We start from the raw sequence: 20,106 nt of genomic DNA on the forward strand, positions 1-20,106 counted from the left end.
ATGACCAAAGCGCTTGATTTTACGTCCGGTTACGCTTCACGCCGCCCGCCGATGCTGGGCCATAACGCGGTTGCCACGTCGCAACCGCTGGCGGCGCAGGCTGGCATGAAAATGCTGCAGCTGGGCGGGAATGCCGTGGATGCGGCCATTGCCACCGCGATGGCGCTGACGGTGGTTGAGCCGACCGGGAACGGGATCGGCAGCGACGCCTTTGCCATCGTCTGGGACGGTGAAAAGCTGCACGGCCTGAACGCGTCCGGCCGTTCGCCTGCGAGCTGGCATGCGGATCTGTTTGCCGGTAAAACGGCGGTGCCGGAAATTGGCTGGGACGCAGTGACCGTGCCGGGCGCGGTATCCGGCTGGGTCGCGCTGGCGGAACGCTTCGGCACGCTGCCGCTGACCACCCTGGCGCAGCCTGCCATTGACTACGCGCGCAACGGTTTCCCTGTCTCCCCGCTGATTGGCCATCTCTGGCAGCGCGGCTATAGCAAGCTGAAAGATCAGCCGGGCTTTAGCGCCTGCTTCGCGCCGGAAGGCCGCGCCCCGCGCGTGGGGGAAATCTTCCGTAACTCGGCGCAGGCGAACTCGCTGGAGCTGATTGCCCGCACCAACGGTGAAGCCTTTTACCGCGGCGAGCTGGCGCAGAAAATTGCCGCTTTCGCCAAAGAACACGGCGCGCACCTGACGGCTGAGGACCTGGCAGACCATCGCGTGGACTGGGTAGAGCTGCTGTCGCGCGACTTCGCGGGTGGTTCGGTGCAGGAGCTGCCGCCAAACGGCCAGGGGATCGCCACGCTGATTGCGCTCGGCATTCTGGAGCAGTGCGGCATTGAGAAGCATCATCCGGATTCCGTGCAGTCCCTGCACCTGTCCATTGAGGCGATGAAGCTGGCGCTGGCGGATCTCGACCGCTACGTGGCGGATGAAGAACATATGGCGTTCGCGGCAAAAGAACTGCTAAGCGACCATTATCTGAAGTCGCGCGCGGCGCTTATTGACCATGATAAAGCCTCAGACTTCGTTTACGGATCGCCGACGCAGAGCGGCACGGTCTACATCAGCACCGCCGACGCCAGCGGGATGATGGTCTCGTTTATTCAGTCCAACTATATGGGTTTCGGTTCAGGCATCGTGGTGCCTGATACAGGGATCAGCCTGCAAAACCGGGGCTGCGGGTTTGTACTGGATCCTAATCACCCGAACGCGCTGGCGGGCAGCAAGCGTCCGTTCCACACCATCATTCCGGGCTTTGCGATGGACGGCAACGGCCAGCCGCTGATGTCCTTTGGTGTGATGGGCGGCCCGATGCAGGCGCAGGGGCACATGCAGATGGCGCTGCGTATTATGCTGCACGGGCAAAACCCGCAGGCGGCAATCGACGCCCCGCGCTGGCGCGTGGTGCAGGGCAGGGAGGTGATCGTTGAATCGACGTTCGATCGCAATACCATCGCTGCGCTGCGCGAGCGCGGGCATCAGATCGTGGTGGAAGATCCGCTTCAGGATTACAACTTCGGCGGTGCGCAGGTAATTTACCGCCTGCCGGAAGGCCACTACGTCGCCGCGACGGAAAGCCGCAAAGACGGGCAGGCGCTGGTGAGTTAATGTTTTATCCTCCCTCTCCCGTTGGGAGAGGGGCGGGGTGAGGGGAAAATTTCACCCAATGCTAAACGGATCTGCATCCTGCCACGCCGGAAACTTCTCGCGGTACTCCTGCAGCGCCGTCAGCGACAGCTCGGCATCAATGCGCGTCGCCTGATGCGGCTCGGCGGTGGCAATGATCTCGCCCTGCGGATTCACCACCCGGCTGTCGCCGCGGTAGTGATGCCCGTTGCCGTCGGTTCCCACGCGGTTACAGCCCACCACGTACGCCTGGTTCTCAATTGCACGCGCTACCAGCAGCGACTGCCAGTGCAGGGAGCGCGGTGCAGGCCAGTTGGCAACATACAGCGCCAGGTCGTAATCGTTGCGGTTGCGCGACCACACCGGGAAGCGCAAGTCGTAGCAGACCAGCGGCAAAATACGCCAGCCGCGCCACTCGAACACCACGCGCTCGTGACCCGCTTCATAGTGATGATGCTCATCCGCCATGCGGAACAGGTGGCGTTTATCGTAAAAATGCACTTTCCCTTCCGGCTCCACCAGCAGGAAGCGGTTCACCGGCCCTCGATCCGTTTGCAGCGCAGCACTACCCGCGATCAGCGCGTTGGTCTGCTGCGCTTTGACATGCATCCAGGCGACCACCTCATCCTGCGGCATTGACTGTTGTGCCGCTTCCATGGCGAAGCCGGTCGTAAACATCTCCGGCAACACAATCACATCGCGCCCGGTAATGCCTTCCAGTTGACGATCAAAGTGGCGCAGGTTGGCGGGGCCATCCATCCACACTAAAGGTTGCTGCAAAATAGAAATCTTCAGACCAGGCACAATTCAGACTCCTCAAACGACCACTTTTTGACACTGTAGCACGACATAACGAGAAAATGTGGCAATAAAAAACCCCGCGCGAGGCGGGGTTTGTATAAGCGAAACGCGTTATGCCGCTTCAGGTTTGCGGTGCTTCTCCGGCAGCTTTACCGGCTGCGTCGCCAGCTCGTCCGGCTCGAAATCATCCACGTTAATGCTGCGCAGACGGCTCTCTTCGGCTTTCACCAACAGCGCGGCTTCATCTTTATTGATAATGCCACCGGCCAGCGCCTGTTTTGCCAGTTCGTCCAGACGGGTAAACGGCAGGTTTTTGCCCAGCTGTTTACAGATCTTCTGGTGAATCGGATCGGCGGCCATCACGTCCAGCAGCGCCTCTTCCAGCAGGCCTACCGGGTTATGCGGCGTCGGCGTCAGATACTGACCGCGACCGATGCGGGAGCGGGTTGCGCTCGGTACCTGCAGGATCTTCGCCACCTTGTGGTCCAGCTTGTCGGACGGCGCCAGATGGTGACGACCGGTCGGGAAGATCACCGCGCGCAGGGCGCCCGCCACGAAGCGGTTCGGGAAGTTCGCCAGCAGGTCGTCAATCGCCTGTTCAGCCTGATACATCGCATCCTGAACGCCCCAGTGCACCAGCGGCAGATCCGCTTCCTGACGACCTTCATCGTCGTAGCGCTTCAGGACCGCAGAGGCCAGGAAGATCTGGCTCAGCACATCCCCCAGACGGGCAGAGATACGCTCGCGACGCTTCAGGCTGCCGCCCAGCACCGCCATGGAGACGTCAGACAGCAGAGCCAGGTTGGCGCTCAGACGGTTCAGATGCTGGTAGTAACGTTTGGTCGCATCGCCGGTCGGCGTCGCGCTGGTAAGACCGCGCGTCAGGCCCAGCCAGAAGCTGCGCACCTTGTTGCTGCCCACGTGACCGATATGTTTGAACAGCAGCTTATCGAAGGCATCCACGTCGTTGTTCTGCGCGGCGGCCATCTCTTCCAGCACGTACGGATGGCAGCGAATTGCGCCCTGACCGAAGATCATCATGCTGCGGGTCAGGATGTTTGCCCCTTCCACGGTGATGGCAATCGGTGCGCCCTGATAGCCGCGCGCCAGGAAGTTGCCTTCGCCGAGCATAATGCCTTTACCGCCTGCGATATCCATTGCGTCAATGATCGACTGCTGCGCGCGGTGGGTACAGTGGTACTTCACAATCGCGGACAGCACGGCCGGTTTTTCGCCCAGCATAATGCCGTAGGTAATCAGAGAGGCAGCGGCATCCATCACGTAAGCATTGCCCGCGATACGCGCCAGCGGCTCTTCGATACCTTCCATCTTGCCGATGGAGATTTTGAACTGACGGCGGATGTGGGCGTAAGCGCCAATCCCCATCGCGACCGACTTCAGACCGCCGGTTGAGTTCGACGGCAGGGTAATGCCGCGGCCCACAGACAGACATTCCACCAGCATACGCCAGCCCTGGCCGGCCATTTTCGGACCGCCGATGATGTAGTCAATCGGCACGAAGATGTCCTGACCGCGGGTCGGACCGTTCTGGAACGGCACGTTCAGCGGGAAGTGACGACGACCAATTTCAACGCCCGGGGTAGAGGTTGGGATCAGCGCACAGGTAATGCCCAGATCTTCTTCGCCGCCCAGCAGTTTTTCCGGGTCAGAGAGCTTAAAGGCCAGACCCAGCACGGTGGCGATTGGCGCCAGGGTGATATAACGCTTGTTCCAGGTCAGGCGCATGCCCAGCACCTGCTCGCCCTGCCACTCGCCCATGCAGACCACGCCGGTATCCGGGATCGCGCCCGCATCGGAACCCGCTTCCGGGCTGGTCAGCGCGAAGCAAGGGATTTCCTGACCGCGTGCCAGACGCGGCAGGTAGTGATCTTTCTGCTCTTCGGTACCGTAATGCTGCAGCAGTTCGCCCGGGCCTAAGGAGTTAGGCACGCCAACGGTAATGGCCAGGATCCCGGAAACGCCCGCCAGCTTTTGCAGGACGCGAGCCTGAGCGTAAGCGGAGAACTCCAGTCCGCCGTACTCTTTCTTGATGATCATCGCGAAGAAGCGATGTTCTTTCAGATACGCCCATAGCTCTGGCGGCAGATCGGCCATTTCATGGGTGATGGCAAAGTCGTTTGCCATGCGGCACGCTTCTTCCACCGGGCCGTCAATAAAGGCCTGTTCTTCAGCGGTCAGGCGCGGCTGCGGATAGTTATGCAGCTTTTTCCAGTCCGGGTTGCCCTGGAACAGGTCGCCTTCCCACCAGGTGGTGCCCGCATCAATCGCTTCTTTCTCGGTACGCGACATGGGCGGCATCACTTTGCGGAAGCCTTTGAACACCGGCGCAGAGATCATTGATTTACGCATCGGCGCCAGGTTAAACGGCAGAAGAATGATGGCAAGAGGGACTAAAAGCCAGATATTCCAGAGGCCTGCGACGCCAAGCGCAGCCGTCCAGGCCAGAAGAATCAGGCTGCTCAGGAATAAACTTACGCGGTGATAGAACAATACACCGAGCAGAACAACGGTTGCGAGAATGCTCAAAATCATCATAAAGAAAAGCTCCCTTGCTTGTAGGAGGTCTGACCACTTGTGATGATATGGTTGTAGTTGATGTTATTTCCTTTAGCAATGTGTTTACAAAATAATTACAACCTGGTTCACATTGTTCGCGTTTTAGCCGGCACAAAAAATCAAAACGCCGGACGATTCGCATGGCTTTAGCTTCTCGCTTTTCCCGCTATCCGGTACACTCCACTGTGTTATTTCATCAATACTGAAGGATTATCCTCATGTACCAGGATCTTATTCGTAACGAACTGAACGAAGCGGCGGAAACGCTGGCGAACTTTCTGAAAGATGATGCCAATATTCACGCTATTCAGCGCGCAGCGGTCCTGCTGGCCGACAGCTTCAAAGCCGGTGGCAAAGTGCTCTCCTGCGGTAACGGCGGTTCCCACTGCGACGCTATGCACTTCGCAGAAGAGCTGACCGGACGCTATCGCGAAAACCGCCCGGGCTACCCGGCGATTGCGATTTCAGACGTGAGCCACATCTCCTGCGTAGGCAACGACTTCGGTTACGACCACATCTTCTCCCGCTACGTTGAAGCGGTAGGCCGTGAAGGCGACGTGCTGCTGGGGATCTCTACCTCTGGCAACTCCGGCAACGTGATCAAAGCGATCGCCGCCGCGCGTGAAAAAGGGATGAAAGTCATCACCCTGACTGGTAAAGATGGCGGTAAGATGGACGGTACGGCGGATGTCGAAATCCGCGTTCCGCACTTCGGTTATGCTGACCGTATTCAGGAAATTCACATCAAAGTGATCCACATCCTGATCCAGCTGATCGAAAAAGAGATGGTTAAGTAATACTTCGCTGGGGGGCTCCGGTGCCCCCCGCTGTTGTGGAGGTGTTGTATGTGCGAACTGCTCGGGATGAGCGCTAATGTGCCAACCGATATCTGCTTTAGTTTCACCGGGCTGGTTCAGCGCGGTGGAGGAACCGGGCCGCATAAAGACGGCTGGGGCATCACCTTCTACGAAGGCAAAGGGTGTCGCACGTTCAAAGATCCACAGCCCAGCTTTAACTCACCGATTGCCAAACTGGTGCAGGACTACCCCATCAAGTCCCGCTCGGTGATCGCCCACATCCGTCAGGCAAACCGCGGCGAAGTGGCGCTGGAAAATACCCATCCGTTTACCCGTGAACTGTGGGGCCGTAACTGGACCTACGCGCACAACGGGCAGCTCACGGGCTATAAGTCGCTTGAGACGGGCAATTTCCGCCCGGTCGGCGAGACGGACAGCGAAAAAGCCTTCTGCTGGCTGCTGCACAAGCTGACGGAGCGCTATCCCCGCACGCCCGGCAACATGGCCGCCGTATTCAAATACATCGCGACGCTGGCATCTGAACTGCGTGAAAAAGGCGTGTTCAACATGCTCCTCTCTGATGGCCGCTATGTGATGGCGTTCTGCTCGACGAATCTGTTCTGGATCACCCGCCGTGCGCCGTTTGGCGTTGCGACGCTGCTCGATCAGGATGTGGAGATAGACTTTCAGAAGGAGACCACACCGAACGATGTGGTCACTGTTATCGCAACGCAGCCGCTGACGGGCAACGAAACCTGGCAAAAGATTATGCCAGGCGAGTGGGTGCTATTTTGTCTCGGGGACCGTGTAATTTGACGCCAGCTGCGGGTGGACGACTTCGTGGCTCAGCGGTTTGCTGACCACGTAACGGCCATCGACGATAGAGACCACAGGTGGCTTGTGGGTCTGCTCAAAGTAGTCGTAACCAGGCTTCAGCTGTTTCCAGAAATCCGAGTAGTATGAGTACTTGTGACGCGCCATGTTGGCGTCCGTCATGCGGAACGGATAGATGCTGACCTGTACGTTAGGCTGCCCAAAGACCAGCGCGCCCGTCACGAACTGGAAAATCTCATCAATGCCGGAGTCGGTCATCGCATAACAGCCGATAGACACGCAGGCACCGTGGATCATCAGATATTTACCTTCATAACCGTGTGCACGGTCATAGGCATTAGGGAAGCCGATGTTAATGGCTTTATAGAAGCGGCTGTCAGGCTTGAGCTGGCTGCGCTGAACGTTGTAGAACCCTTCCGGACTTTTGAAATCGCCCTGACGCTGTTTTGGCCCCAGTCCGCCGGAGTAGTTACAAATTTTGTAACTATCAAGCAGCTGATATGTCTCGCCCATTTTGACAAACAGATCGAGAGTGCGCTCTTCCTTGAAGATCTGAATATAAACCGGCGATCCCATTAACTGCTGTTTATATTCTTTGCTGATCGGCGTCGTTGAGCTATTACTGCTGAGCAGCCCGGCAAACGACATGCACGGTATCAGAAGCATCGCAATGAACAATGCGATTTTACGCATACTACTAGTTCCTTGATAAAACCATGACCAACTTGCCAGGACGGCAAAAGAGACCCGAAATCAGATTATTCTGTTAGGAGCGCTCACATTAGCACCGCTATAGATTTTCGCAAGAGCCGGGCGGTGAGTTTACAAATTAGTTTTACTTTATAAACCATCAAAATTGCGATGGCTCCAGGAACTTTGCGCATTACGTCGCAATTTGGCGCGCGCGACGGCGGATTCCCTGCCCGCGGGAAGGGGAAAATGTTACACTTTGCGCCCACTGGATTGTTGTTCATGGAAACCTGCTAACCACATGTTTAAAATTAAAAAAGGACTTGATCTGCCGATTGCAGGCGTGCCAGCGCAGCACGTTTCGACAGGCGCAAGTGTCCGTCATGTCGCCATTTTGGGCGAAGACTACCTGGGTATGCGTCCTTCAATGCTGGTACAGGAGGGCGATCGCGTTATCAAAGGACAGGCGCTCTTTGAGGACAAAAAAAATCCCGGCGTGATGTTCACGGCCCCCGCGAGCGGCACCGTTGTGGCCATCAACCGTGGCGAACGGCGCGTTCTGCAGTCGGTGGTTATCCGCATTGAGAGCGATGACAAGCGTGAATTTGCCCATTACGACACCGCAGAAATCGCGTCGCTGAACCGCGACGCCGTTCAGGCTCAGCTCCTGGCGTCCGGTTTATGGACCGCGCTTCGTACGCGTCCCTTCAGCAAAACCCCTGTTCCGGGCACGGAGCCGGCCGCGATTTTCGTCACGGCCATCGACACCAATCCGCTCAGCGTGGACCCGGAACCGGTTATCCTGGCGCAGCGAAAAGCCTTCGATGCCGGACTGACCGTTTTAACCCGCCTCACGTCCGGAAAAGTCCACGTTTGCCAGGCTGGCGGCGGCAAGCTCGGCGGGCATCCGCAGGGGCAGGTCACGTTTAATGAGTTTGCTGGCCCGCATCCGGCGGGTCTGGTCGGGACGCACATCCATTTCCTTGAGCCAGTAAGCCTGACGAAGCGGGTCTGGCATCTTAATTATCAGGACGTCATCGCCATCGGTAAGCTCTTTACTACGGGTGAACTCTGCGCTGAACGGATAATCGCCATCGGCGGACCGCAGGCCGCAAACCCGCGCCTGGTGAAAACGCTGCTGGGCGCTGACATCAACGAACTGCTGGTGGGGGAAACGAAAGAGGGCGAAAACCGCCTGATTTCCGGATCGGTCCTCAGCGGCCGCCATGCTGCCAATGCGCACGCGTACCTGGGACGCTTCCATTTGCAGGTCAGCATTGTGCAGGAAGGGCGGGAGAAAGAGCTGTTTGGCTGGGTTCTGCCAGGCGCAGAAAAATACTCCGTCACCCGGACCACGCTGGGCCACTTCCTGCGTAAAAAGCTGTTTAGCTTCTCAACCAGCACGCACGGCGGCGAGCGTGCCATGGTCCCGATTGGCAACTACGAGCGCGTCATGCCGCTGGATATTCTGCCTACCGTGCTGTTGCGCGATCTGCTTGCCGGCGATACCGACGGCGCGCAGGCGCTGGGCTGTCTGGAGCTTGACGAAGAAGATCTGGCGCTCTGTACCTATGTCTGTCCGGGCAAATACGAATATGGACCGGTATTGCGCGAGGTGTTAACCCGCATTGAGCAGGAAGGATAACCGATGGGCTTAAAACACCTCTTTGAAAAAATTGAGCCGCACTTTACCGAAGGGAAGCTCAAAAAGTACTACCCGTTATATGAAGCAACGACGACCATTTTCTACACGCCGGGCCTGGTGACGAAAGGGGCGGCGCACGTTCGCGATGCTATCGACCTGAAACGCATGATGATCCTTGTGTGGTTTGCAGTCTTCCCCGCGATGTTCTGGGGAATGTACAACGTCGGCCTGCAGACCATTCCGGCGCTGCACCACATGTACGATGCACAGCAGCTGGCGCAGGTGATCCAGTCCGACTGGCACTACCGTCTGGCCCAGTCGTTAGGGGTGAGCTTCGCCGCAGACGCGGGCTGGCTGAGCATGATGACGCTGGGCGCGGTGTTCTTCCTGCCAATTTACATCACGGTATTTGTCGTGGGCGGCTTCTGGGAAGTGCTGTTTGCCATTATCCGTAAACATGAGATCAACGAAGGCTTCTTCGTGACCTCTATTCTGTTTGCCCTGATTGTTCCCCCGACGCTACCGCTCTGGCAGGCGGCGCTTGGCATCAGCTTCGGCGTGGTGATTGCCAAAGAGATCTTCGGCGGCACCGGGCGGAACTTCCTCAACCCGGCGCTGGCGGGACGCGCGTTTCTGTTCTTTGCTTATCCGGCGCAAATCTCGGGCGACCTCGTGTGGACGGCGGCAGACGGTTTTTCCGGCGCGACGCCGCTTTCACAGTGGGCGGCACACGGCGGCGAAACGCTGGTTAACAACGCGACAGGTCAGCCAGTCACCTGGTTTGATGCCTTTATTGGCAACATTCCGGGCTCCATCGGAGAAGTCTCTACGCTGATGATTTTGCTTGGCGGCGCGATCATTCTTTTTGGTCGCGTGGCCTCCTGGCGGATCGTTGCGGGCGTGATGATCGGCATGGTGCTGACCGCCACCCTGTTTAACGTTATCGGTTCGACCACCAATCCGATGTTCTCCATGCCGTGGTACTGGCATCTGGTGCTGGGTGGCTTCGCGTTCGGCATGATGTTCATGGCGACGGATCCCGTCTCTGCCTCGTTTACAGACAAAGGTAAATGGAGCTATGGCGTGCTCATTGGCGCGATGTGTGTCCTGATCCGCGTGGTCAACACGGCGTATCCGGAAGGGATGATGTTGGCCATTCTGTTTGCCAACCTGTTTGCGCCACTCTTCGATTACCTGGTGGTGCGGGCCAACATTAAGCGGAGGAAGGCGCGTGGCTGAAGTTAAAAATAACGACAGCATCAGCAAAACGCTGCTGGTGGTGCTGGTGCTCTGTCTGGTCTGTTCTATTGTCGTGGCCGGTTCTGCCGTGGGGTTAAAACCCCTGCAGCAGGAGCAACGTGCGCTGGATAAACAGCGCAACATTCTGGCCGTCGCCGGGCTGATGCAGGAAGGAATGAGCGCAGACGACGTTTCGGCCGTCTTTGCTGAACGTATTTCGGCGCGTCTGGTGGATTTAAAAACGGGCGAACTGCTGGATAAAGACCCGGCAAAATTCAACCAGGCGCTGGCGCTTAAAGATCCGCAGATGAGCCTGACGCTGGAGGCATCGCAAGATCCCGCCGGGATTAAGCGTCGCAGCAACCTGGCCGAAATCTATCTGGTTCGCGACCCCCAAAAACGTATTCAGGAAGTGGTACTGCCTATTTACGGTAACGGTCTGTGGTCAATGATGTATGCCTTTGTGGCCCTTGATACCGATGGCCGAACGGTCAAAGGCATTACCTATTACGACCAGGGCGAAACGCCGGGGCTGGGTGGCGAAGTTGAAAACCCTAACTGGCGGGCACAGTTTGTCGGCAAGAAAGTGCTCGACGATAACGGCCTGCCTGCGCTGAAGGTGATGAAAGGGGCGGCACGTCCCGGTGACGACTACGCCGTTGACGGGCTTTCCGGCGCTACGCTCACCTCAAAAGGCGTGCAGCACAGTTTTGATTTCTGGATGGGCGAGCTGGGCTTTGGTCCTTTCCTGAAAAACGTACGTGAAGGAGCGCTGAACAATGGCTGATACCGGTGAACTGAAAGAAGTTAAAAAGGTGCTCATTGGCCCACTGCTCGCCAATAACCCGATCACGCTCCAGGTGCTGGGCGTCTGTTCTGCTCTGGCGGTGACGACCAAGCTGGAAACGGCGGTTGTGATGACGCTGGCGGTAACGCTAGTCACGGCGTTCTCCAGCATGTTTATCTCGATGATCCGCCACCATATCCCCAACAGCGTGAGGATCATCGTGCAGATGGCGATCATCGCCTCGCTGGTGATCGTGGTCGATCAGCTGCTGCGCGCTTTCGCCTATGAAACCTCCAAACAGCTCTCGGTGTTTGTCGGGCTGATTATCACCAACTGTATCGTCATGGGGCGTGCGGAAGCCTACGCCATGAAAATGCCGCCGCTGGCGAGCTTTATGGACGGTATCGGCAACGGCCTGGGCTACGGCGTGATCCTGCTGACCGTGGGGTTCCTGCGTGAGCTGATTGGCAGCGGCAAGCTATTTGGCATCACGGTGCTGGACACGGTGCAGAACGGCGGCTGGTATCTGCCAAACGGCCTGTTCCTGCTGGCCCCTAGCGCGTTTTTCATTATCGGTTTGTTGATCTGGCTGATTCGTACGCTGAAGCCAGAACAGCAGGAAAAGGAGTAACCGACGATGGCTCATTACCTGAGTTTGTTTGTGCGGGCGGTGTTTGTTGAAAACATGGCGCTCGCGTTTTTCCTCGGCATGTGTACGTTCCTTGCGGTTTCCAAAAAAGTGTCGACGGCATTTGGTCTCGGTATCGCGGTCACCGTGGTGCTCGGCTTGTCTGTACCGATCAACAATCTGGTGTACAACTTTGTGCTGCGGGACGGCGCGCTGGTGGAAGGGGTTGATCTCAGCTTCCTGAACTTCATCACCTTTATCGGGGTGATCGCGGCGCTGGTGCAAATCCTCGAGATGATCCTCGATAAGTACTTCCCGTCGCTGTACAACGCGCTGGGGATCTTCCTGCCGCTGATCGCGGTGAACTGCGCCATCTTTGGCGGCGTCTCGTTTATGGTGCAGCGTGATTACAACTTCAGCGAATCCGTAGTGTACGGTTTTGGTTCCGGCATCGGCTGGATGCTGGCGATCGTCACCATGGCGGGGATCCGCGAGAAAATGAAATATGCCAACGTGCCTGCGGGTCTGCGTGGCTTGGGGATCACCTTTATCACCACCGGGCTGATGGCGCTGGGCTTTATGTCCTTCTCCGGTGTGCAGCTATAAGGGCAAACAGATGGAAATTATCCTTGGCGTGGTGATGTTCACGCTGATTGTACTGGTGCTGTCAGGGCTTATTCTGGCGGCGCGCGCGAAGCTGGTAAATTCCGGCGACGTGGTCATTGATATTAACGACGAGCCGCAGAATCAGATCCGCACGCCGGCGGGAGACAAGCTGCTCAACACGCTCTCCGGTAACGGCATTTTTGTCTCCTCAGCCTGCGGCGGCGGCGGTTCCTGCGGGCAGTGCCGGGTGACGGTAAAAGAGGGCGGTGGCGATATTCTTCCAACCGAGCTGGCGCATATCTCAAAGCGTGAGGCAAAAGAGGGCTGTCGTCTGGCCTGCCAGGTCGCGGTGCGTCAGAACATGAAGATTGAGCTGCCGGAAGAGATCTTCGGCGTCAAAAAGTGGGAGTGCGAGGTTATCTCTAATGATAACAAAGCCACCTTTATTAAAGAGCTGAAGCTGCGGGTGCCGGAAGGCGAGCATGTCCCGTTCCGCGCCGGAGGATACATTCAGATTGAATGCCCTGAGCACGCTGTGGCCTATGCGGACTTTGACGTGCCGCATGAGTACCGCGCCGACTGGGACAAATTCAATCTCTTCCGCTTTGTATCTGAGGTGAAAGAGCCGACGCTGCGCGCCTACTCGATGGCCAACTACCCGGAAGAGAAGGGCATCATCATGCTCAACGTGCGTATCGCCACGCCGCCACCGAATGTGCCGGACGCGCCGCCGGGCGTCATGTCGTCATACATCTGGTCCCTGAAGCCTGGCGATAAGGTGACGATCTCCGGCCCGTTCGGGGAGTTCTTCGCGAAAGATACCGATGCGGAAATGGTCTTTATCGGCGGCGGTGCCGGTATGGCCCCGATGCGCTCGCACATCTTTGACCAGCTCAAGCGGCTGGGTAGCCAGCGTAAAATCAGCTTCTGGTACGGGGCGCGCTCGCTGCGCGAGATGTTCTATGAAGATGAGTTTGAACAGCTGGCGCGTGAAAACCCGAACTTCACCTTCCATGTGGCGCTTTCCGATCCGCAGCCGGAAGATAACTGGACGGGCTATACGGGGTTCATCCACAACGTGCTGTATGAAAACTACCTCAAACAGCACCCGGCGCCTGAGGACTGCGAGTTCTATATGTGTGGTCCGCCGATGATGAACGCCGCCGTGATTAAGATGCTGAAAGATCTCGGTGTCGAAGATGAGAACATCTTGCTCGATGACTTTGGAGGCTGATGATGCTGACGTTTCTGGCAACCTTTGTGGTTTTTGTGCTTGTCATCTTCGGCATGTCGTTAGGCTGGATCGTTAAGCGGAAAAGCATTCAGGGCAGCTGCGGCGGTATTTCATCTATTGGGATGGAAAAGGTTTGCGACTGCCCGGAACCGTGCGATGCGCGGAAGAAAAGGATGGCCCGCGAACAGCAGCGCATTATTTAGTCTTGTCGGTCGGGTAAGGCGAAGCCGTCTCCCGACAATTCCCACCCACACTTCTCAACCCTCATTTGTTTACTGTATACTTATCCAGTGATAAGTGAGGGCTTACTATGCGCAAAATAATCCATGTCGATATGGACTGCTTTTTTGCCGCAGTGGAGATGCGTGACAACCCGGCGCTGCGGGATATTCCCATCGCCATTGGCGGCAGCCGCGTTCAGCGTGGTGTCATCAGCACCGCCAACTATCCTGCGCGCAAATTTGGCGTGCGCAGCGCGATGCCGACGGCGATGGCCTTAAAGCTTTGCCCTCATCTCACGCTTCTGCCAGGCCGTTTTGAAGCCTATAAAGAGGCTTCCCTTCATATTCGGGAAATCTTCTCCCGCTATACCTCTCTGATAGAGCCGCTGTCGCTGGACGAAGCCTATCTGGATGTGACCGACAGCGTGCACTGCCATGGCTCCGCCACGCTGATGGCTAAGGAGATCCGCCAGACGATTTTCAACGAGCTGAATCTGACGGCATCGGCGGGCGTCGCGCCCGTTAAATTCCTTGCCAAAATCGCCTCCGATTTAAATAAGCCCAACGGTCAGTACGTCATCACGCCTGACGAGGTGCCGGCATTTTTGAAAACGCTGCCGCTTGGTAAAATACCCGGCGTGGGAAAAGTCTCCGCCGCAAAGCTGGAAAGCATGGGGCTACGCACCTGCGAAGATGTGCAGCGAAGCGATCTCGCCATGCTGCTCAAGCGCTTTGGAAAGTTTGGCCGCGTGCTGTGGGAGCGCAGCCAGGGAATTGACGATCGCGATGTGAACAGCGAGCGGCTGCGGAAATCCGTCGGCGTTGAGCGCACCCTCATTGAAGATATTCATGACTGGTCCGAATGCGAAACCATTATCACGGAACAGCTTTACCCTGAGCTGGAACGACGCTTAAGCAAGGTGAAGCCGGACCTGCTCATTGCCCGTCAGGGTATCAAATTAAAATTCAATGACTTCCAGCAGACCACGCAGGAACACGTCTGGCCGCGTCTGAATAAAGACGATCTTCTCGCGACGGCGAAAAAGGCATGGGAAGAGCGCCGGGGCGGGCGAGGGGTCAGGCTGGTGGGTTTACACGTCACGCTGCTGGATCCGCAGTTAGAGCGCCAGCTGGTTCTGGGATTGTAAAAAAGCCCGGTGGCGCTACGCTTACCGGGCCTACGTTTTTCACCCTCTCCCTGTGGGAGAGGACTGGGGTGAGGGTATTACTTAACGGGGATTGCTTTCAGCAGCTCAGTCAGCAGCGTCCAGTAGTGACCGACGCTTTCGATATGAACCTGCTCATCCGGCGAGTGCGGGCCGGTAATGGTTGGCCCGATGGACACCATATCCATGTCCGGATACGGTTTCTTGAACAGGCCACATTCCAGACCGGCGTGGATCACCTGAATGTTCGGGGTGCTGTTGAACAGACGCTGATAGGTTTCACGCACCAGCGCCATCACCGGAGAACTTGCATCCGGCTGCCAGCCCGGGTAGCTGCCTTTTGCAGACGTTTTCGCGCCCGCCAGCGTGCCCAGAGATTCCAGCATGCTCACCACGTACTCTTTACCGCTGTCGATAAGCGAGCGGATCAGGCAGATGATTTCCGCGCTGTCGTCGCTCATGGTCACTACGCCCACGTTCAGTGAGGTTTCCACTACGCCTTTCGCCACGTCAGAGTTGCGAATCACGCCGTTTGGCGTCGCGTTCAGCAGCTGAACGAAGGTGTCACGAGACTGCGCGGTCAGCGCGGCTTTATCCGTAGATACGGATTCCAGCACTACGGTCAGGTTTTTCTCTTTCGCCGACAGTTCGTTTTTCAGGATATCCAGATATACGGTGGAGAGTTTTTTCAGCTCGTCCGCTTTTGCCGCTGGAACCGCTACGGTGGCGAACGCTTCGCGCGGAATCGCGTTACGCAGGGTACCGCCGTTGAAGTCCACCAGACGCAAATCCAGCTCGGCCGCATGGCCTGCCAGGAAGCGCGCCAGCAGCTTGTTGGCGTTACCCAGACCCAGGTGAATATCGCCGCCGGAGTGGCCGCCTTTCAGCCCTTTCAGCGTCAGCTTGAAGGTCTGGAAGCCAGCAGGAATCGCTTCGCGCGACAGCGGCAGGGTAGAGATGAAATCAATCCCGCCCGCGCAGCCCATGTAGATCTCGCCTTCTTCTTCAGAGTCGGTGTTGATCAGGATGTCCGCCTGCAGCCAGTTCGCCTGCAGACCGAACGCGCCGTCCATACCCGCTTCTTCGGTCATGGTCAGCAGCACTTCCAGCGGACCGTGCTCAACGCTGTCGTCAGCCAGTACGGCCAGCGCAGAGGCCATACCGATGCCGTTATCCGCGCCCAGCGTGGTGCCGCGTGCTTTCACCCAGTCGCCGTCGATGTACGGTTGAATCGGGTCTTTGGTGAAGTCGTGAACGGTGTCGTTATTCTTCTGTGGCACCATGTCCAGGTGCGCCTGCAGCACAACCGGTTTGCGGTTTTCCATGCCTGCGGTAGCCGGTTTGCGGATCAGAATGTTGCCAACCTGGTCACGTTCAGCATGCAGACCTTTTTCCTTCGCCCAGCCCATAATATGTTCGGCAAGCTGTTCTTCATGGTAGGAAGGGTGTGGAATGGAGCAGATTTTCGCAAAAATATCCCACAGCGGCTGCGGAGATAATTGAGACAGTTCAGACACGATAAGTCTCCTTGTCGAGGCGCTGCAAACAGGGTTGCAGGTCACAGGGTTAGCAGGTTAATAGTTACCACAAGTCAGGCTTGCGAGATGAAACTGAGAATACCACTTTCTCTGCTGGCTGGTAGCATAAAGCATGTAAAAACTCAGGCAGAGGGCGCTAAACACTGGTTTTTAGTGCGTCAGATCTCTATAATCTCGCGCAACCTATTTCCCCCTCGAACACTTTTTAAGCCGTATAAAAACAGGCTGGGACACTTCACATGAGCGAAAAATACGTCGTCACCTGGGACATGTTGCAGATTCACGCACGCAAACTGGCTGCGCGTCTGATGCCTTCCGAACAGTGGAAAGGCATTATTGCCGTCAGCCGTGGCGGTCTGGTACCGGGGGCGCTGCTGGCACGTGAGCTGGGTATTCGTCATGTCGATACCGTTTGCATCTCCAGCTATGACCATGACAACCAGCGCGAGCTGACCGTGCTGAAACGTGCGGAAGGCGACGGCGAAGGTTTCATCGTTATTGATGACCTGGTGGATACCGGCGGTACTGCGGTTGCTATCCGCGAAATGTATCCGAAAGCACATTTCGTCACTATCTTCGCGAAGCCTGCTGGCCGCCCGCTGGTAGACGATTACGTGATTGATATCCCGCAGGACACCTGGATTGAACAGCCATGGGATATGGGCGTGGTCTTCGTACCGCCAATCTCTGGTCGTTAATCACGTTGCGCAATTATTTTAACGCCCGGTGATGCCGGGCGTTGTTTTTTTTAGTCTGACGCGCGTTACAATAGTCTCTATACGACGTATTCATGGAGGCAACGCAATGACGCAGGCGAATCTCACCGAGACTCTCTTCAAACCCCGTTTCAAACACCCTGAAACGTCGACGCTGGTGCGTCGCTTTAATCCGGGTACCCAGCCTGCCGTCCAGTCCGCGTTAGACGGTAAAAACGTGCCTCACTGGTATCGCATGATTAACCGCCTGATGTGGATCTGGCGCGGTATTGACCCTCGTGAAATCCTTGATGTGCAGGCACGTATCGTGATGAGTGAAGCCGAACGTACCGACAGCGAACTCTACGACACCGTGGTGGGCTACCGTGGCGGAAACTGGATCTACGAGTGGTCTAAACAGGCGATGCTCTGGCAGCAAAAAGCCAGCCAGGAAGAGGATGCCACGCGCAGCGGCAAGCAATGGCTGCACGCCGCTAACCTTTACGGCATTGCCGCATACCCTCATTTAAAAGGGGATGAACTGGCAGAGCAGGCTCAGGCGCTGGCCAATCGCGCCTATCAGGAGGCGGCTCAACGTCTGCCGGGCCGGATGCGTGAACTTGAGTTCACCATTTCAGGGGGCGCGTCCGTTACCGGGTTCCTGCATATGCCTGAAGGTGAAGGTCCGTTCCCGACCGTCCTCATGTGCGGCGGGCTGGATTCGCTGCAAATTGATTATTACAGCCTGTATGAGCGTTACTTCGCACCAAAAGGGATCGCGATGCTGACGCTTGATATGCCATCAATTGGTTTTTCATCCAAATGGAAACTGACTCAGGATTCCAGCCTGCTGCACCAGCATGCGCTCAAAGCGCTGGAAAACATTCCGTGGGTTGACCACACCCGCGTGGCGGCATTCGGCTTCCGTTTCGGCGCGAACGTCGCGGTGCGTCTGGCTTATCTTGAATCTTCTCGTCTGAAAGCCGTCGCCTGCCTCGGCCCGGTCGTTCACGCCCTGCTCAGCGATCCTGCACGCCAGGGGAGCGTACCTGAAATGTACCTTGATGTGCTGGCCAGCCGCCTTGGCATGCATGATGCATCAGACGAAGCGCTGCGCGTTGAGCTCAATCGCTACTCGTTAAAAACGCAGGGATTGCTGGGACGTCGCTGCCCAACGCCGATGCTCTCTGGGTTCTGGAAAAACGACCCGTTCAGCCCGGAAGAAGAGTCGCGATTAATCACTTCGTCATCTGCGGATGGCAAATTGCTTGAGGTGCCGTTCAGCCCGGTCTATCAGAATTTCGACAAATCACTGAAAGAGATTACGCGCTGGATCGCTCAGAGATTGTGTTAATAGATTGCTAAATTTCGCTGGTTTGGTAAAACAGTGGCTTCACAAAAGGAGATCGCAATGACGTTACCGAGTGGACACCCGAAAAGTAGACTGATTAAGAAGTTTATGGCTCTCGGCCCGTATATTCGAGAAGAGCAGTGTGAAGAGAATCGCTTTTTTTTCGACTGCCTGGCTGTATGCGTCAACGTGAAGCCTGCACCCGAAAAACGTGAATTCTGGGGCTGGTGGATGGAAATGGAAGCAGAGGAAAAACGCTTTACGTATAGCTACCAGTTTGGCCTGTTTAATAAAGACGGCAACTGGCAGGCGACCACCATTAAAGATCAGGAAGTGATTGACCGCCTGGAATATACGCTAAAAGAGTTCCACGATAAGGCACGCGCGCTGCTGGCTACCCTGGATCTCAAGTTTGAACCCGCGGATGACTTTTCCAGCGAAGCGGTGAAGCTGACTGCCTGATAGTCTTCTCCTCCCTCTCCCTGTGGGAGAGGGCCGGGGTGAGGGCACCAGACCGCATTAATTCCCGACAAAAAAACCGGCATCAAGCCGGTTTTTTTATTCCGCATCATCAGAACTGGTAGGTCATACCCAGTGCAACGATGTCATCGCTGCTCACGCCCAGTTTATTTTTGTCGTCAATCTGGTTGATTTTATAATCAACAAAGGTGGACATATTTTTGTTGAAGTAATAGGTCGCGCCAACGTCAATATATTTCACCAGATCTTCGTCACCAATACCTTCGATATCTTTGCCTTTAGACTGGACATAGCCCAGGGAAGGGCGCAGACCAAAGTCGAACTGATATTGCGCAACAACTTCAAAGTTCTGCGCTTTATTTGCAAAACCGCCGGAAATTGGCGTCATATTGCGGGTTTCAGAATACATTGCAGCCAGATAAATATCGTTCGCATCATATTTCAGACCGGTTGCCCAGGCTTCTGCTTTCTGGCCCTGGCCACGCGCCAGCAGGTTCTGAGCGTTGGTGCGGTCAGAGTTGGTGTAGGCACCGCTGACGGCGAAATCGCTGCCGCCGAAGTCATAGGTCAGAGAGGTACCAAAACCGTCGCCGTTCTGTTTTTTGGCGTCACGGTTTTCGTTTTTGCCCTGGTACTGCAGCGTCATGTCCAGACCGTCAACCGCGCCGAAGAAGTCGGTATTGCGGTAGGTCGCCAGGCCGGTAGCACGCTTGGTCATGAAGTTATCGGTCTGCGCGGAAGAATCGCCGCCGAATTCAGGGAACATATCGGTCCATGCTTCAACGTCATACAGGGCACCCAGGTTACGGCCGTAATCCAGTGAACCAAAGTTTTTCAGCTTCAGGCCAGCGAACGCCAGACGCGTCTTCTGAGAGGAGTCGCTCTCAGCTTTGTTACCTGCAAATTCAGATTCCCAACGGCCATAGCCCGTCAGCTGATCGTTAATCTGAGTTTCGCCTTTAAAACCGAAACGAACGTAAGTCTGATCGCCATCTTTGGTGGCATCATCACTGATGTAGTGCATAGCTTTCACTTTGCCGTACACGTCCAGTTTATTACCATCTTTATTATAAACTTCAGCTGCGTGAACGGATGCAGAAGCTACTACGCCCATAACCATTAATGCCAGAGTGCTCTTTTTCATTTTCGATCCTGTCTTATAAACGCGCTAAAAAATTCGCTGGACGATAAGCTCAT

The 20,106-nt window shown here is 56.4% G+C and carries 19 protein-coding genes; 14 read left to right on the forward strand and 5 right to left on the reverse strand.

Going from position 1 to position 20,106, the window contains the following annotated elements; genetic code table 11:
• Complete coding sequence (locus ACJ69_RS22845) at positions 1 to 1,602, forward strand: gamma-glutamyltransferase family protein (protein WP_059347783.1); 1,602 nt, start codon at positions 1 to 3, stop codon at positions 1,600 to 1,602.
• Between the two features lie 51 nt (positions 1,603 to 1,653).
• Here the strand turns inward: ACJ69_RS22845 and ACJ69_RS22850 are convergent, their stop codons facing one another.
• Positions 1,654 to 2,424 carry an amidohydrolase gene (locus ACJ69_RS22850; protein ID WP_029739696.1) on the reverse strand — a complete coding sequence of 257 codons (771 nt, stop codon included), beginning with the start codon at positions 2,422 to 2,424 and terminating at the stop codon, positions 1,654 to 1,656.
• Between the two features lie 108 nt (positions 2,425 to 2,532).
• A complete protein-coding gene (gene fadE / locus ACJ69_RS22855; RefSeq protein ID WP_029739697.1) occupies positions 2,533 to 4,977 on the reverse strand; it encodes an acyl-CoA dehydrogenase FadE in 2,445 nt (814 codons plus the stop codon).
• A 239-nt stretch (positions 4,978 to 5,216) separates the two neighbouring features.
• On the opposite strand from fadE, the gene lpcA reads away from it, so the two are divergent.
• Both lpcA and ACJ69_RS22865 read left to right on the forward strand, forming a co-directional pair.
• Positions 5,217 to 5,795: a D-sedoheptulose 7-phosphate isomerase gene (gene lpcA, locus ACJ69_RS22860; protein ID WP_010427884.1), complete on the forward strand. Its 579-nt coding sequence runs from the start codon at positions 5,217 to 5,219 to the stop codon at positions 5,793 to 5,795.
• A gap of 48 nt (positions 5,796 to 5,843) precedes the next feature.
• On the forward strand, positions 5,844 to 6,611 hold the full coding sequence (locus ACJ69_RS22865) for a class II glutamine amidotransferase (protein ID WP_010427885.1): 768 nt from the start codon (positions 5,844 to 5,846) through the stop codon (positions 6,609 to 6,611).
• Here the strand turns inward: ACJ69_RS22865 and dpaA are convergent.
• A complete protein-coding gene (gene dpaA, locus ACJ69_RS22870) occupies positions 6,582 to 7,322 on the reverse strand; it encodes a peptidoglycan meso-diaminopimelic acid protein amidase (RefSeq protein WP_054829890.1) in 741 nt (246 codons plus the stop codon). The two genes, ACJ69_RS22865 and dpaA, sit on opposite strands and share 30 nt — an antisense overlap.
• Before the next feature lie 298 nt (positions 7,323 to 7,620).
• Here dpaA and ACJ69_RS22875 point away from each other — a divergent pair, with 298 nt between their 5' ends.
• The 8 genes from ACJ69_RS22875 (at position 7,621) to dinB (ending at position 14,827) form a co-directional block, all read left to right on the forward strand.
• Entirely contained in the window at positions 7,621 to 8,964 is a 1,344-nt protein-coding gene (locus ACJ69_RS22875) for a Na(+)-translocating NADH-quinone reductase subunit A (protein ID WP_059347784.1), read from the forward strand.
• 3 nt (positions 8,965 to 8,967) lie between these two features.
• Positions 8,968 to 10,203, forward strand: coding sequence for an NADH:ubiquinone reductase (Na(+)-transporting) subunit B (locus tag ACJ69_RS22880; protein WP_059347785.1), 1,236 nt, complete (start codon positions 8,968 to 8,970; stop codon positions 10,201 to 10,203).
• Positions 10,196 to 10,990, forward strand: a complete 795-nt coding sequence (locus ACJ69_RS22885) for a Na(+)-translocating NADH-quinone reductase subunit C (protein WP_023310500.1) — start codon at positions 10,196 to 10,198, stop codon at positions 10,988 to 10,990. The genes ACJ69_RS22880 and ACJ69_RS22885 overlap by 8 nt, the downstream gene beginning before the upstream one ends.
• Complete coding sequence (locus tag ACJ69_RS22890; RefSeq protein WP_014882676.1) at positions 10,983 to 11,621, forward strand: NADH:ubiquinone reductase (Na(+)-transporting) subunit D; 639 nt, start codon at positions 10,983 to 10,985, stop codon at positions 11,619 to 11,621. Before ACJ69_RS22885 ends, ACJ69_RS22890 begins: the two co-directional genes overlap by 8 nt.
• A 6-nt stretch (positions 11,622 to 11,627) precedes the next feature.
• Positions 11,628 to 12,224: an NADH:ubiquinone reductase (Na(+)-transporting) subunit E gene (gene nqrE, locus ACJ69_RS22895; RefSeq protein WP_008500255.1), complete on the forward strand. Its 597-nt coding sequence runs from the start codon at positions 11,628 to 11,630 to the stop codon at positions 12,222 to 12,224.
• A 10-nt stretch (positions 12,225 to 12,234) separates the two neighbouring features.
• The gene (gene nqrF / locus ACJ69_RS22900) at positions 12,235 to 13,458 is read left to right on the forward strand and encodes an NADH:ubiquinone reductase (Na(+)-transporting) subunit F (RefSeq protein ID WP_059347786.1); all 1,224 of its coding nucleotides are present in this window, start codon (positions 12,235 to 12,237) and stop codon (positions 13,456 to 13,458) included.
• Positions 13,458 to 13,661 (forward strand): (Na+)-NQR maturation NqrM, encoded by a 204-nt coding sequence (gene nqrM / locus ACJ69_RS22905; protein ID WP_023615899.1) that lies wholly within the window; start codon positions 13,458 to 13,460, stop codon positions 13,659 to 13,661. The genes nqrF and nqrM overlap by 1 nt, the downstream gene beginning before the upstream one ends.
• Positions 13,662 to 13,768: 107 nt before the next feature.
• Positions 13,769 to 14,827, forward strand: a complete 1,059-nt coding sequence (dinB, locus tag ACJ69_RS22910; RefSeq protein ID WP_059347787.1) for a DNA polymerase IV — start codon at positions 13,769 to 13,771, stop codon at positions 14,825 to 14,827.
• Positions 14,828 to 14,904: 77 nt separating this feature from the next.
• Here dinB and pepD read toward each other — a convergent pair whose 3' ends face one another.
• The gene (gene pepD / locus ACJ69_RS22915) at positions 14,905 to 16,362 is read right to left on the reverse strand and encodes a cytosol nonspecific dipeptidase (protein WP_029739704.1); all 1,458 of its coding nucleotides are present in this window, start codon (positions 16,360 to 16,362) and stop codon (positions 14,905 to 14,907) included.
• 260 nt (positions 16,363 to 16,622) lie between these two features.
• Between pepD and gpt the strand changes: the two genes are divergently transcribed.
• The 3 genes from gpt to crl all read left to right on the forward strand — a co-directional run bounded on the left by gpt (position 16,623) and on the right by crl (position 18,891).
• Positions 16,623 to 17,081: a xanthine phosphoribosyltransferase gene (gene gpt, locus ACJ69_RS22920; RefSeq protein WP_010427903.1), complete on the forward strand. Its 459-nt coding sequence runs from the start codon at positions 16,623 to 16,625 to the stop codon at positions 17,079 to 17,081.
• Between the two features lie 106 nt (positions 17,082 to 17,187).
• Positions 17,188 to 18,432 (forward strand): esterase FrsA, encoded by a 1,245-nt coding sequence (frsA, locus tag ACJ69_RS22925; protein ID WP_054829891.1) that lies wholly within the window; start codon positions 17,188 to 17,190, stop codon positions 18,430 to 18,432.
• 57 nt (positions 18,433 to 18,489) lie between these two features.
• The gene (crl, locus tag ACJ69_RS22930; RefSeq protein WP_023310506.1) at positions 18,490 to 18,891 is read left to right on the forward strand and encodes a sigma factor-binding protein Crl; all 402 of its coding nucleotides are present in this window, start codon (positions 18,490 to 18,492) and stop codon (positions 18,889 to 18,891) included.
• A 109-nt stretch (positions 18,892 to 19,000) separates the two neighbouring features.
• Here the strand turns inward: crl and phoE are convergent, their stop codons facing one another.
• Positions 19,001 to 20,053, reverse strand: a complete 1,053-nt coding sequence (gene phoE, locus ACJ69_RS22935; RefSeq protein WP_024909471.1) for a phosphoporin PhoE — start codon at positions 20,051 to 20,053, stop codon at positions 19,001 to 19,003.
• Between the last annotated feature and the right edge of the window lie 53 nt (positions 20,054 to 20,106).

Origin of the sequence: Enterobacter asburiae (assembly GCF_001521715.1) — a bacterium.
Taxonomy (GTDB): Bacteria; Pseudomonadota; Gammaproteobacteria; order Enterobacterales; family Enterobacteriaceae; genus Enterobacter; species Enterobacter asburiae.